This is a genomic window from Sinorhizobium sp. B11, from assembly GCA_039725955.1.
GTDB lineage: Bacteria > Pseudomonadota > Alphaproteobacteria > Rhizobiales > Rhizobiaceae > Rhizobium.
Window position 1 is genome coordinate 4,205,515 of sequence record CP091034.1, and the last position, 12,652, is coordinate 4,218,166.

Consider the following 12,652-nt stretch of genomic DNA (forward strand, 5'->3'; position numbering starts at 1 on the left):
TTTGCCATGAAAGCGTCTGTTCTGCGCCGCAATCAGCGTATAATCACGACTCATGACGATGGGCCATACGACACGCAATCCGATTCGCCCGGACCCGGAGATTGAACGCCCCGAGAGCGTCTCGGCCCGGCGTAGCCCGATCCGTCGCGTCTTGCGTTGGACGGGCTTTTCCTGCGTGTTGATTGCTGCGCTGATCTTCGGCGGTTTTTTGCGTTTTGCCGATTCGGTGACGACCCTGAAGCCTCCTGCCGAGCCGCGGGCGGACGCGATCATCGTGCTGACCGGGGGCTACCAGCGTATCGATCAAGCCGTCGAGCTCCTGCAGAAAGGTGCAGGCAAGCGGTTGCTGATCTCCGGCGCGCATCCTTCCACCACGCCAGCGCAGATCCGCAGGATGACCCAAGGGTCTGCCGATCTCTTTTCCTGCTGTGTCGACATAGGCTATGACGCGCTCGATACGATCGGCAATGCGGAGGAGGCGTCGAACTGGATTCATGCCAGGGGCTATAAGAGCATCCTCGTCGTCACCAACAACTACCACATGCCGCGCAGCCTCGCCGAACTCGCCTATGTCGATCCCGACACCCAATTCATCGCCTATCCCGTCGTCAATTCCGATCTGAAGACACGCGATTGGTTCACTGATCCGAACGCCTTGCGCGTCATGCTGGCCGAATACGCCAAGGTACTGTTGGCCGGTGCACGCAACATTGTCGGCCTGCGCCATACGGGCCTGCGTTCCGCCAGCCTGGCGGGCCAAAGCTGAGACTTTTGCGCGCTCAGGCAATCAGACGCTTTTTCCGACGGGCAATATCGTGTAGGCCGGTCCCGTGACCGTGCCTCGGGAAAGTTTCATGATCGCCCTGCGTTCCGTTCTGTTCAACACGATCTTCTATGCAAACCTCATCCTGCGGATGATCGTGCTCTCCCCGATCTACTTCATCATTCCGCGCAAGCTCGCCTACAGCGTTCCCAAGAACTGGGCGCGCTCGAACCACTGGCTGATGCGGGTGATCGTGGGAACGACCTTCGAGATCGAGGGCATCGAGAACCTGCCTCATGGCAGCTACATCATTTCGCCGAAGCATCAGTCCTTCTGGGATACATATGCGCTGCTGCCCAACCTCGACGATCCGGTCTACATCCTCAAGCGCGAACTCATGTGGATCCCGCTCTTCGGCTGGTACGCCAAGAAGCAGCGAATGATTCCGGTCGACCGTGGCGCCCGCGGCAAGGTGATGGTCGAGGTCCTGAAACGCACCAAGGAAGAGCTTGCCACCGGCCGCCAGCTCATCATCTACCCCGAGGGCACACGCCGCCCGCCAGGTGCCGAACCACTATACAAATACGGCATCGCCCGCATGTACCGCGACCTGCAGCTCCCGGTCGTACCCATCGTGATGCATCCTGGTCTGTTCTGGCCGCGCCGCAGCACCATGCGCTACCCCGGCCACTTCAAGGTACAGATCCTGCCGCCCATCATGCCCGGCATGGATCCCGACGCCTTTTTCGCCCATCTGATCGACGTGACGGAAAGCGCCAGCGATCAGCTCCTGATCGACACGGTCGAACGCAACCCGCATGTGCCGTTGCCGCCGACAGCGGCAGAACGGCTGGCCGAGTTGCGCAAGGAAAAAGCGGCCACGGCTTAAGCCGCAGCCCGCAGCCGCGTGACTTCCTCTGCCACCTGCTCCAGCCACTGGTCGCGAATGCCCATCTCCTTGAGATGCGCGAGCGTGTTGAACACATAGGCATCGTTCGGCCCCGACTGGCCGACCGAGACGTTGACGACACGTGCCGCAGCAAATGCGTCAAGTGCGCCGGCATATTGCTCATGGGCGCGATCGACCACATAGGCGACAGCGCGCGCGCTGCGGCCATCCGGAAGCTGCAGCGGCAGATGCCGTTCGAGATAGACATTGGTGACGAGTTCGCGGGCGCGCAGGTAGTCGATCACTTCATCCCACTTATCCGGCGCCACGCGAAAAGCCATGCCGCGGCAGGCACCGCCTCTGTCGAGGCCGAGAACGAGACCGGGGGTTTCCCGGCTGCCGCGATGCACGAAGGAGCGGACGCAAAGAGAGCGCCGATAGCCGTAAACCAGGGCTTGCGATCGCTCGACGAATTCGAAGCCCGGATTCCACATCAACGAGCCGTAGCCAAATACCCAAAATTCGTCCATATCGCACGCCAGATCAAATCAGATTTCGCTCTCACCATTGGAGAACATCATGGCAGCGTCAAGCCAATCCGGCAGCGGCCAATATAACAGCGGTAAGAAATTCTGGTTGCTGGGCGGCGCTATCCTTCTAGTGATCGCTCTCTATACGGGCGGCTGGTTCTACGCAGCCTCTGCGCTGAAACAGACAGTGCTGAGCGCGATTGCTCCCCGCGCAGACACCGGCGTCAGCGGCGAGTGCTCCGATATCGAATTCCGCGGCTTTCCTTTCCGCATCGGACTTTTCTGCTCCAAGGTGGATGTGGACGACAACGTCAACGGCATCTCGGCCACCTTCGGCGCGCTTCGTTCTGCTGCCCAGGTCTATGCCCCCGGCCATATCGTCTGGGAACTCGACTCGCCGGCTGAAATCCGTACCGCGCAGGGCCTGACCATCAATGCCCAATGGGACAATCTGCAATCGAGCCTCGTCACCAAGGCGCAGGGCATCGACCGCACCTCGACCGTTATCAACGGGCTGAAGGCCGTCACCATCTCGTCCTTTACCGGACAGACCGTCAATTTCGATGCCGCCCGCACCGAAATCCACCTGCGGCAGAACGGAGCGGATCTTGACGGCGCGATCTCGGTCGAAAACGCCAATGCGATCCTCAAGGACTGGCCGCAGATCTTCCCGAAATTCTCCGCCAGCGCCGACCTGACGCTGATTGGAAAGGCCGGCATGATCGACGGCACTGACGAACAAGGCATCCACGGCACTCAGGGCCAACTCCGCCGCATCGTCGCCGACATCGGCGATGGCAAGGTGATGACCGTCTCCGGCCCCTTCACCTTCGACGAGAACGGCTTCCTGTCCGGCAAGTTCAAGCTGGAGATCGAACAGCTCGGGCCCTGGGGCAAAACCATCAAAGAGGCCTTCCCCGATATCGCCTCGACGGTCGATACGGCAACCAAGCTATTGAAGGCGCTTGCCGGCGGAGGCGACAAGGTGTCGGTCGATCTCGTCGTCGATCACGGAAATGCGACGGTGAGCGGCTTTATCCCTCTCGGCAAGATCCCACCGGTTTAATCGAGCTTCTTGAGAAAGAAGACCTCGGGCACCAGTTGAATGCCGGGCAGTTCGATCGAACCGGTTTCAGAAAAGCCGTTACGGCGATGCCAATCCTGCGGACGGCTTTCATCGCACTCGCTCGAGGTCATCAAAAGGCGCGCACCGCTGTCGCGCATTTCCTTTTCCCAGATGAGAAACAGCGCCGTGCCGACGCCAGACCGGCGATGGCCATCCAGGACGCGGATCATCTCCATATAGGGGATCCTGCCCCAGAAGCGGGAGAAGCGCAGGAAGCCGACGATCTCGCCCTCTTCGCGGGCAATCAGATATTCGCCGAGGTCGATGCAACGCGAAACCCAGGTTTCGCCAACGCGATGATCCTCGCGAAGCAGCCACTCCTTGTCCGACTGGCCAGCCTTGGCGATCTCCACCATGACTATTTCTTTTCCAGCGGGTGCGGGCGGCCGAAGTCCGGCGCATCCACATCCTGGCCTGCCTGGACGATCGAGCGGCGGATGGCGCGGGTGCGAGTAAACAATTCGAAAATCTTGTCGCCTTCACCCCAGCGGATTGCCCGCTGCAGATAGGCGAGGTCTTCCGAGAATCGTGCCAGCATTTCCAGGATCGCGTCGCGATTATGCAGGCAGACATCGCGCCACATCGTCGGGTCGGATGCGGCAAGTCGGGTAAAATCGCGAAAGCCGGAGGCGGAATATTTGATGACTTCCGATTCCGTCACCGTCTCCAGATCGTCGGCCGTGCCAACGATATTGTAGGCTATGAGGTGCGGGAGATGCGAGACGATAGCGAGCACCTTGTCGTGATGCTGGGCGTCCATTTCGTCTACTCGGGAGCCAAGTGTTTCCCAAAAATTGCGCAGCGTCTTCAGCGCTGTCGGATCAGTTCCTTCGAGCGGCGTCAGGATGCACCAGCGCCCTTCGAAAAGGCCCGGAAATCCGGCGTCCGGACCGGACTTTTCCGTACCGGCAATCGGGTGACCAGCAATGAAATGCACGTGGTCAGGCATGTGCGGCTGCATCTGCGCGATAACAGACGCCTTGGTCGAGCCGACATCTGTGACGATGGCGCCGCGCTTCAACGTGCCGGCAATTTCCTTCGCCACACTTTCGGAGGCACCGACCGGCACCGAAACGATGACAAGATCGGCATCCTTGACCGCTTCGGCCGAGGAGGTCGTATAGCGGTTTCCAAGACCAAGCTCCTCGGCCCGCTTCAGCGTCTCTGCACTGCGCGTGGCGATGACCACTTCCTTGGCCAAGCCCAGACGCTTGATGTCGTGGGCGAGCGAAGAGCCGATCAGGCCGATGCCGATGAGGGTGATGCGATCAAACTGCACAGTCATGCCTTGCGTCCCATGAATTCGCCAAGTGCTTCGATGACGCCGCGATTGGCCTCTTCCGGACCGACGCTCATGCGCAGCGCATTGGCGAAGCCATAGCCGCGCACCGCACGCAGAATATAACCGCGGCTGGTCAAGAATTCATCGGCATCCGCTGCGCGCCTTCCATCCACATCGGGAAAATGGATGAGAACGAAATTGGTCACCGAGGGCGTAACCTTGAGGCCGAGCGCCTGAAATGCATCCGTCAGCTTCTCGATCCACATCCGGTTGAAGGACACGGCCTCTTGAATGAAAGCCTGGTCGCGGATCGCCGCGGCCCCTGCAGCAATGGCCGGCGCATTCATGTTGAACGGCCCGCGCACGCGGTCCAGTGCATCGACGATCGCCGCCGGCGCGTACATCCAGCCGATACGCAAGGAAGCAAGGCCATAAGCCTTCGAGAATGTGCGGGTCATCACGACATTGGCATTCGAGGAAACGACTTCGATACCGGATTCGTACTCGTTGCGGCGGACATATTCCGCGTAAGCCGCATCGAGCACGAGCATGACATGCTGCGGCAGCCCAGCCTGCAGACGGCGGATTTCGCTGACCGGGACATAGGTTCCGGTCGGATTGCCGGGATTGGCGATGAAGACGATCTTCGTCCTCTCGGTCACCGCCGCAAGGATCGCGTCGACATCGACCGTATGATCCTTTTCCTTGACCACGACAGGCGTCGCTCCAGCCGCCATGGTCTGGATCTTGTAGATGAGGAAACCGTGTTCGGTGACGATGCTCTCGTCGCCTGTGCCGAGATAGACATGGCAGAGCAGCGCAAGCAGCTCATCGGAGCCGTTGCCGCACAGAATATTTGCCGGGTTGAGGCCATGCACTGAAGCAATCGCCTCGCGCAGCTCACGAGCCTGTCCATCCGGATAACGCTCGAGATTGCCTGCGGCTGCCTTGAATGCCTCGATTGCCTTGGGGCTCGCGCCGAGCGGCGTCTCGTTGGAGGAGAGCTTGTAGACGCGGGCGACACCCGGCGCATGTTCCTTGCCCGGCACGTAGGCAGCGATATCAAGAATACCGGGACGCGGAACGGGTTTGCTCATCTCAATGCTCATGGATCGACCTTCGAAATCGCCGGAAAGCCGGCGAAAGACTCGAGTGGCATTAAAGCGGAATGGCGTTTTTGTCGAGTACTGCGGTGTGCTAGCGGCTGCGCGTCGTCGGCACGCCGTGCGGCGCGAGCACCGGCACGAAGACACGTCGGGACGCGCGGGCAGCAACCGGCAGGCCCTGATAAAGCCGCTTCTGTGCCTCGACGATAATGACACCGGAAAAAGCCGGCCAGAGTGCGCGGCCGATCCGCTCGAAACCGCGGCGCAGGCGCAAGACGGCGCGCAGTTTAGACGGCGGAAAGAACAGAGCCTCTGCCGTGGCGCCTGGCGTGAAATTGGTCTCGCGCAGCAGATGGGTCAGCTGACCGCGCGAATAGGGTCGGCCCGAACCGAAAGGCGTATGTTCCATCCGTGCCCAGACACCGCGCCGGTTCGGCACGACGATAACGAGCCGTCCGCCGGGCGCCAGCACCCGCCAGAGCTCTTTCAGGGTCTCGCGCGGACTTTCCGCAAATTCCAGCGAATGCACCATCAGCACGCGATCGATCGAAGAATCCGGCAGCGGCAACTCCTCGTCGAAGATCAGCGCAGTGGAGGAGAGCGAGCCGACAGGCCAGTTCACCGCCCCCTGCCCCGCCGGCATGAAGGCGAAGGTGCGTTCCGTATCGGCCTGGAACCGGTCGAGGAAGGGCACGGAATAACCGATGCCCACAAGCCGCTCCTGCGGCAGCCGGACCCACAGCGATGATAGCGCCATGGCAATCGACTGCTCGGCCATGCGCCCAAGCTCGGAATGATAGAATTGGCGAAGATCGACGATATCGGCGTGCATTATCTCAAATGTTATCAATGACCGGTTGGACTTCAAGGCCGGAACCTCTACATTCCCGGTCAGTTCGAGGGATAAGGGACTATTTGAGCGATGAAACCTTTGGAATTAGATGTTTTTCTCTGCCGCAGCGACAATTTCGGTGTTCTGATCCATGACACGGAGACTGGGCAGACCGCTTCGATCGACGCGCCCGATGCGGCAGCTGTCGAAGCCGCTGCTGCGCGCCGCGGCTGGAACATCACCCATATCTTCACGACCCACCACCACATCGACCATGTGGAAGGCAATCTGGCGCTGAAAGAACAATACGGCCTTGAGATCATCGGCCCGATCAACGAGGCTGTAGCCATTCCCGGCCTCGACAAGACGATGGGCGACGGCGACAGCTTCCTCTTTGGCGACCACACGGTCAATGTCATCGAAACGCCCGGCCACACGGCAGGCCATATCTGTTACCACTTCCCCGACGACAAGCTGCTCTTCGCAGCCGATACGCTCTTTGCGCTCGGCTGTGGCCGATTGTTCGAACGGCCGGCCGCCGACATGTGGCACTCACTGCAGAAGCTTGCCGTCCTTCCGGATGAGACCACCGTCTATTTCGGCCACGAATATACGCTCTCGAACGCCCGTTTTGCGGTCACCATCGACCCTGACAACGAGCGCCTGAAGAGCCGCGCCGCAGAAATCGAAGCGCTGCGGGCCGAAGGCAAGTTCACCATTCCGACGACGCTGGGGCTCGAAAAGGAAACCAACCCTTTCCTGCGCGCCGCCGATCCTGCCATCCGCCGCAATCTGCTGATGGAAGGAAAGACCAACGAAGAGGTCTTCGCCGAAATCCGCAAGCGCAAGGACAATTTCTAGGATATGGCTGGCACGGACCTGTCACCCGAGGAGATTATCCGCGAGCTCGGTATGCAGCCGCACCCCGAAGGCGGCTGGTATGTCCAGACTTTCCGCGACACGAATGGCGGCGAGCGCGGCCATTCGACGGCAATCTATTATCTGCTGGCCAAAGGGCAGCGCTCGCATTGGCATCGCGTGCACGACGCTGCGGAGGTCTGGCACTACTATGCCGGCGCGCCGCTGGCTCTCCATCGTTCCGAAGATGGTGACAGCAGCGAGACGCTGAAACTCGGCACGGATATCGCCGGCGGCGAGCGGCCGCAGGCAATCATTCCCGCCAACTGGTGGCAATCGGCCGAAACCCTGGGCGACTATACGCTGGTCGGCTGCACGGTTGCGCCCGGCTTCGAATTCTCCAAATTCGAAATGGCGCCGCCCGACTGGAAACCCGGTTCCTAGATCTGCTCCGCCACAGGCTGCATTTGTGGCTTGCGGCGGAACATCTCCTGTGCGGCGAGCACCGCGCCACCCGTGATCAGCAGGCAGGCGAGCACAATACGCCAGCTCGGTTCGGCAATTCCGAAGACTGTCAGTATCAGCGTCGAAAGCAGCGGTGCGGCATAGCTTGCAGCGCCGAGAATCTGGATATCACCGTTCTTGACCCCGTGATCCCAGGCATAGAAAGCCGCGCCGACCGGAAAGAGACCGAGACCGACCACCGCAATCCATTCGAAGCCCGTTTCCGGCCACACCGTCGTCTCCAGTCCCAGATGGCAGAGCAGCGAAAGAATTGATGTCGCAAGGCAGAAGCCGGTGACCACATCGGTCGAGACAGCATCGAAACGCCGCGTCAGCAGTGAATAGCCGGACCAGGTGAAGGCACAGAGGAAGGCCGCGCCATAACCGACCGTATATGCGCCGTCGAAATCGATGCCGTTGCGCCCAACGATCAGGAATGTGCCGCACAGCCCCGCCAGAGCGCCGACGATGTGGTACCAGCGCAGCTTCTCGCCCGGCAGCAGCGCCGAACCGACGACGATCAGCAGCGGCCACAGATAGGCAATCAGCCCAGCCTCAACCGCCGGCGCATTTCTCAGTGCAGTGAAGTAGAGGAAGTGGTAGCCGAACAGACCGGCAATGCCTGTTATCCAGACCTTTGCCGGCTGCTTCAGGAGCGCGATGCGCGACGGGTTGAAGGCGAGCACGAGAATGCCGGGAATACTGCCGATGGCAAAGCAGATGGCGGAAAGCTGGAATGGCGGCATCTTGCCGGAGGCGGCCGTAAAGAGTGCCAGGAACGACCACATCAGAATGGCCGTAAAACCGATCAGCGTTGCCCGAAGTTTCACCTGTCCCCCTTGCGGAGACTTGTCAAAGCTCCGTCAGCTGCTCACACGCCGTATTTCACGGCAGTGATTGTCACCGTTCCGTATTCCGTGGGAATGCGGACGTAGACCGGAGCATATACATTCGCCGCCTGAGCCTTGGCAAACCAGATCTCCATACGATTGCTCTTGCTGAGATAGTCGAGATCCTTGCGGCCCTTCTTGTAGCCGGAGCGCGGAATGAAGCGCACGCTGCAGACGGTCGCCTTGCCCTTGAACCCATCCGTCGAGAAATCCTCGTCACCTTTCGGCGAAAGCACGAGGTCCATCCGCGTCTCGCCGTCAAAGATGGGCAATTTCTGAGCGCACACATTGGTATCGCCAGTGAAGATCAGGCCCGAAATCGGATCGAGCACGGAGCGCATGTCGCCCTGCGTCACCGGAATCCAGTTCTTTGGCCGCCGCGGCTCGGGTGTGGTGGTAGCAGAGACGATATTGCCGTTGCGATAGCTGACCTCATAGGTCCGCACCTTCTTGCCGGTCTTGTAATAGAGAACGTATTTTGCTGCCTGCAGGCGGTCGTTTCGCACCACGCCGCTGACACTGGTCTTAGCAAGGATATCGGTGACGAGATCGGCTAGACCGGCCGATTTGATATCGCCGTCAATATTGTAGCTGTGATCGTCTTCGATCTTGGTCAGGAAGGCTGCCCGCGCGATCGTCAGCCCTGCAAGGGCGACCTTGTACTCCGTACGGTGCTGTATCTCGCTTGCACCCGCTGGCAAGGCCAGGAGCGCCGCAAATGCCGAAGCCGTTATTCGTCTGCCGAGATGAGCCATAGTGAGAGCCTTGTCTTGCTGGGCCGCTTGCGCCCTTGCATTGCGGTCTATACTCCTGCCGCAACGCGAAGAAAACAGCAGCTTTTTGACAGAATTGCGGGAAAGGCCAAGGTTTGGCTTGACGGGCGCGGCCTGTCTGACTATAGAACCGCAACTTTCCAATCATGGCCTGATGGATTGCGCAGCTGGTTGTTGCCGGATTGTCATCCAATGGCCCGAGAAAAACAAGAATAGGTGTTCCATGTCCCGCATGTGCGAATTGACCGGCAAGGCAGTCCTGACTGGTAACAATGTCAGCCATGCCAACAACAAGACCAAGCGCCGGTTCCTCCCGAACCTGTGCCAGGTTACGCTGATCTCCGACGCGCTCGGTCAGCGTTACCGTCTTCGCGTTTCGGCTGCTGCTCTTCGTTCCGTTGAGCACCGTGGCGGCCTCGATGCCTTCCTGCTGAAGGCTAGCGAAAACGAACTTTCGATGCGCGCTCGTCTGCTGCGCCGTCAGATCGTCAAGAAGACCGCTGAAGCCGCTGCTGTAGCAGCCTAAGCTTCGGCCACGTCTTTCGAAAGCTTCAAAAGGCTTGCACGGATAACATCCGGACAGGCCTTTTGCTTTGCCAGCCTTTAAGCCTAAATTTTACTCCAACTGGTGGCATCACCCAGGATAAAAAAATGCTGAAGACCCGCTATACGTTGGCCTATGTCGCCCTGATGACGCTTGTCGTCGTCGCCTCCAATTTTCTCGTCCAGTTTCCGCTGAACGCCACGATTGCCGGTATCAATCTTGCCGACATTCTGACCTGGGGCGCCTTCTCCTATCCGATCGCCTTCCTGATCACCGACCTGACGAACCGCCAGTTCGGCCCACAGGCTGCGCGTAAAGTGGTTTTCGCCGGCTTTGTCGTCGGTGTCGCCCTTTCCTTCTTCACCTCGGTTCCGCGTATCGCGATCGCCTCCGGCTCGGCCTATCTTGCTGGCCAGCTTCTCGATATCGCCGTCTTCAACCGTCTACGCCGTCAGGCCTGGTGGCGCGCCCCGCTCGTCGGCTCGTTGATCGGTTCGGCGCTGGACACGGTGATGTTCTTCTCGCTGTCCTTCGCCGCCTTCTTTGTCTTCCTTGGCCCGAACGAACCGTTCGCGCTGGAAAACGCGCCGATCCTCGGTGTCCTTTCAACGGAAGCCCCACGCTGGATCTCCTGGGCACTGGGTGATTTCTTGGTGAAGATGCTTGTCGGCCTGGTGATGCTGCTGCCCTACGGCGCACTCATGAACGTGCTGCGTCCGATGCAGTCCGCTGCGGCACGGTAAATACCGCCGCACAATCAGCCGTCACCTTGCTCCCGCTTGGATGGACATTGTTTCTGGTCGAGCGACCCAGGAAAACGCTCTGACCATGAATGCTGGACGGACTGGCTGCAGGCTTTGCTGCAGCCAGTCCGAGCGCCGATAGCAACCAGCACCGGCCACGGATTCACGAAGCCCGAGGGCGCTTTGCAATCACCGCCGGGTGGTTCAGTACGTCAGCAACAAGATCTCCCAGGGGACGCGATGAGTCGAGGCGCAGGACTGGCCTCGTCACCGTCCTTAGCCACTCTTCATGCCCAACGAGGCTGCGGTGGTCCGGTCCGGCCGTATCATAGCTCTGGGCCCATTCCATGAAGGCGCGGCTCTGCACGGCCATGTCGCCGCCGGGCCTGATCCGCTCGCCATAGCGGGTATCCTCGCGCATGCGGATGCGCTCCATGCGCAAGACTGGATCGATCGTCAGGAAAACGACCAGATCATAAAGCGGCTCGAAGTCCGCACCCCATTTCAGGGCCGAGCCGGAAAGTACCCAGCCAGCATCGGGCCGCGCTTCCTGTTGGAGCATCGCGACGCGAGCGCTCACTTCGCGCTGCGTCGTGAAGGGCGGATCGGTCGGCATCCAGAAGAAATGGTCGGTATCGAGATGGCGGATGCCGAGTATGTCGGCCAGCGCCAGGCCGAGCGTGGTCGTGCCGGAGCCCGAAGCGCCCGTGATATGGATGTGCATGATACGCTCTCGTAAGGGGTGATATCCGCAAGGGACGGACCGAATAGCGCAGAGTTGTGACAGCCATTCGACGGCCACTCAATCGATGAGTCTGAACTCCAGCATCAGATTGCGCTGAAGGATGGAGTGATTGTCGTCAGACACCAGGATGACATGCGTCGTGCCATCGGCCGCCTGGAAGGTATCGATCCCTTCCATATTGTCGATATTGTAGTTGAAATTGCCCTCGACGAGCAGTTCCCCATTCACAATGGCGCCAGGTTTGATATCCGCCCCCTTGATACGGCGGATCCGCATGCCGATGCCTTCGGCCATGTTGAAGCGCCGCTCCAAAAGAAGCAGATCGCCATCCGGCAGGAAGGCGCCGTCAGTCACATCGAAGCTGCCGTCCTTCTCGACGGTAAACTGCCCCTTCAACGGCCCATCCAGAATAGCCGCAAGCCGGTTACCGTCCTCGTCCAGGCTACGCTCGGTCACGATCAGAGGCGCGCCCTTCAGTGGGCTTGAGGCAGGAGCCACGACGACAGTTTCAATTCCACGGTTCGACCGCATCTCATCGCGGGGAACGAGGATCCCGACCGTCGACAGGGATCGTGAGTCGAGAAAACCTGGATCCGGATAGACGTCGACGCGATGGTACTGTTCGAAGGACACAAGAAGCCGGTCGCCATCCAGCGCGAGGCCCTCGGCATCCATATGTCCCTTACCCTCATAGGTCCGGCCGACCCGATCCCGCATCGGCGTGATCTCGACACCGGAAAGACCGGAGAGCCTGCCATTGGCATCACGTTCGATGCTGCCCGTCAGCCAGTGCCCGGTATCGAGAACGCCAACGAAACTCTTGCCGTCAGGGCGCATGCGGATGGAAGAAAGCGAGCCGAAGAGCGAATTGCTCGACACCATCTCCAGCCCGCCGATAAACTCCAGCGGACCGAAACGGGTTTCGTCGCGGCCGATATGGAAATCCGAAATCTTGCGGCTGACGATCTTCGCAGGCTCGCCCGCGCCCGCTTGCGCGCTTGAGAACCCTGTCGCGAGGCAGAGGGCGACCAGAGCCACGCGAGACAGGTTTTCAAACGCCATACGGA

16 protein-coding genes are annotated in these 12,652 nt (G+C 60.1%); 7 read left to right on the forward strand and 9 right to left on the reverse strand.

What is annotated here, in order from left to right; genetic code table 11:
• The first annotated feature begins 52 nt into the window (after positions 1-52).
• Together LVY75_30775 and LVY75_30780 are read left to right on the forward strand one after the other, a co-directional pair.
• Entirely contained in the window at positions 53-766 is a 714-nt protein-coding gene (locus LVY75_30775; GenBank protein ID XAZ23141.1) for a YdcF family protein, read from the forward strand.
• A gap of 88 nt (positions 767-854) precedes the next feature.
• Positions 855-1,652: a 1-acyl-sn-glycerol-3-phosphate acyltransferase gene (locus LVY75_30780; GenBank protein XAZ23142.1), complete on the forward strand. Its 798-nt coding sequence runs from the start codon at positions 855-857 to the stop codon at positions 1,650-1,652.
• Here the strand turns inward: LVY75_30780 and LVY75_30785 are convergent.
• Positions 1,649-2,182, reverse strand: coding sequence for a gamma-glutamylcyclotransferase (locus LVY75_30785; GenBank protein ID XAZ23143.1), 534 nt, complete (start codon positions 2,180-2,182; stop codon positions 1,649-1,651). The two genes, LVY75_30780 and LVY75_30785, sit on opposite strands and share 4 nt — an antisense overlap.
• A gap of 49 nt (positions 2,183-2,231) precedes the next feature.
• Here LVY75_30785 and LVY75_30790 point away from each other — a divergent pair, with 49 nt between their 5' ends.
• Complete coding sequence (locus LVY75_30790) at positions 2,232-3,248, forward strand: DUF2125 domain-containing protein (protein XAZ23144.1); 1,017 nt, start codon at positions 2,232-2,234, stop codon at positions 3,246-3,248.
• Here LVY75_30790 and LVY75_30795 read toward each other — a convergent pair.
• From LVY75_30795 to LVY75_30810, 4 genes are all read right to left on the reverse strand, one after another.
• On the reverse strand, positions 3,245-3,664 hold the full coding sequence (locus LVY75_30795; protein ID XAZ23145.1) for a GNAT family N-acetyltransferase: 420 nt from the start codon (positions 3,662-3,664) through the stop codon (positions 3,245-3,247). The two genes, LVY75_30790 and LVY75_30795, sit on opposite strands and share 4 nt — an antisense overlap.
• Positions 3,665-3,666: 2 nt before the next feature.
• Entirely contained in the window at positions 3,667-4,611 is a 945-nt protein-coding gene (locus LVY75_30800) for a prephenate/arogenate dehydrogenase family protein (protein ID XAZ25861.1), read from the reverse strand.
• A complete protein-coding gene (hisC, locus tag LVY75_30805; GenBank protein ID XAZ25862.1) occupies positions 4,590-5,687 on the reverse strand; it encodes a histidinol-phosphate transaminase in 1,098 nt (365 codons plus the stop codon). Before hisC ends, LVY75_30800 begins: the two co-directional genes overlap by 22 nt.
• A 100-nt stretch (positions 5,688-5,787) precedes the next feature.
• Positions 5,788-6,564 carry a class I SAM-dependent methyltransferase gene (locus LVY75_30810; protein ID XAZ23146.1) on the reverse strand — a complete coding sequence of 259 codons (777 nt, stop codon included), beginning with the start codon at positions 6,562-6,564 and terminating at the stop codon, positions 5,788-5,790.
• A gap of 54 nt (positions 6,565-6,618) precedes the next feature.
• Here LVY75_30810 and gloB point away from each other — a divergent pair, with 54 nt between their 5' ends.
• A complete protein-coding gene (gene gloB / locus LVY75_30815; GenBank protein XAZ23147.1) occupies positions 6,619-7,389 on the forward strand; it encodes a hydroxyacylglutathione hydrolase in 771 nt (256 codons plus the stop codon).
• Between the two features lie 18 nt (positions 7,390-7,407).
• Complete coding sequence (locus LVY75_30820) at positions 7,408-7,830, forward strand: cupin domain-containing protein (GenBank protein XAZ25863.1); 423 nt, start codon at positions 7,408-7,410, stop codon at positions 7,828-7,830.
• Here LVY75_30820 and LVY75_30825 read toward each other — a convergent pair.
• Together LVY75_30825 and LVY75_30830 are read right to left on the reverse strand one after the other, a co-directional pair.
• Complete coding sequence (locus LVY75_30825; protein XAZ23148.1) at positions 7,827-8,720, reverse strand: EamA family transporter; 894 nt, start codon at positions 8,718-8,720, stop codon at positions 7,827-7,829. The genes LVY75_30820 and LVY75_30825 overlap by 4 nt on opposite strands.
• A 41-nt stretch (positions 8,721-8,761) precedes the next feature.
• Positions 8,762-9,535, reverse strand: a complete 774-nt coding sequence (locus tag LVY75_30830; protein XAZ23149.1) for a DUF3108 domain-containing protein — start codon at positions 9,533-9,535, stop codon at positions 8,762-8,764.
• Positions 9,536-9,776: 241 nt separating this feature from the next.
• On the opposite strand from LVY75_30830, the gene rpmB reads away from it, so the two are divergent.
• The gene (gene rpmB / locus LVY75_30835) at positions 9,777-10,079 is read left to right on the forward strand and encodes a 50S ribosomal protein L28 (GenBank protein ID XAZ23150.1); all 303 of its coding nucleotides are present in this window, start codon (positions 9,777-9,779) and stop codon (positions 10,077-10,079) included.
• Between the two features lie 125 nt (positions 10,080-10,204).
• A complete protein-coding gene (locus tag LVY75_30840; protein XAZ23151.1) occupies positions 10,205-10,840 on the forward strand; it encodes a VUT family protein in 636 nt (211 codons plus the stop codon).
• A gap of 163 nt (positions 10,841-11,003) precedes the next feature.
• Here LVY75_30840 and LVY75_30845 read toward each other — a convergent pair whose 3' ends face one another.
• On the reverse strand, positions 11,004-11,567 hold the full coding sequence (locus LVY75_30845; protein ID XAZ25864.1) for a hypothetical protein: 564 nt from the start codon (positions 11,565-11,567) through the stop codon (positions 11,004-11,006).
• Between the two features lie 75 nt (positions 11,568-11,642).
• Positions 11,643-12,647, reverse strand: a complete 1,005-nt coding sequence (locus LVY75_30850; protein ID XAZ23152.1) for an esterase-like activity of phytase family protein — start codon at positions 12,645-12,647, stop codon at positions 11,643-11,645.
• Between the last annotated feature and the right edge of the window lie 5 nt (positions 12,648-12,652).

Coding starts and splice junctions, on each gene's coding strand:
- LVY75_30775 (XAZ23141.1), top strand. CDS start 53: ATGACGATGGGCCATACGACACGCAATCCGATTCGCCCGGACCCGGAG.
- LVY75_30780 (XAZ23142.1), top strand. CDS start 855: ATGATCGCCCTGCGTTCCGTTCTGTTCAACACGATCTTCTATGCAAAC.
- LVY75_30785 (XAZ23143.1), bottom strand. CDS start 2,182: ATGGACGAATTTTGGGTATTTGGCTACGGCTCGTTGATGTGGAATCCG.
- LVY75_30790 (XAZ23144.1), top strand. CDS start 2,232: ATGGCAGCGTCAAGCCAATCCGGCAGCGGCCAATATAACAGCGGTAAG.
- LVY75_30795 (XAZ23145.1), bottom strand. CDS start 3,664: ATGGTGGAGATCGCCAAGGCTGGCCAGTCGGACAAGGAGTGGCTGCTT.
- hisC (XAZ25862.1), bottom strand. CDS start 5,687: ATGAGCAAACCCGTTCCGCGTCCCGGTATTCTTGATATCGCTGCCTAC.
- gloB (XAZ23147.1), top strand. CDS start 6,619: ATGAAACCTTTGGAATTAGATGTTTTTCTCTGCCGCAGCGACAATTTC.
- LVY75_30830 (XAZ23149.1), bottom strand. CDS start 9,535: ATGGCTCATCTCGGCAGACGAATAACGGCTTCGGCATTTGCGGCGCTC.
- rpmB (XAZ23150.1), top strand. CDS start 9,777: ATGTCCCGCATGTGCGAATTGACCGGCAAGGCAGTCCTGACTGGTAAC.
- LVY75_30840 (XAZ23151.1), top strand. CDS start 10,205: ATGCTGAAGACCCGCTATACGTTGGCCTATGTCGCCCTGATGACGCTT.
- LVY75_30850 (XAZ23152.1), bottom strand. CDS start 12,647: ATGGCGTTTGAAAACCTGTCTCGCGTGGCTCTGGTCGCCCTCTGCCTC.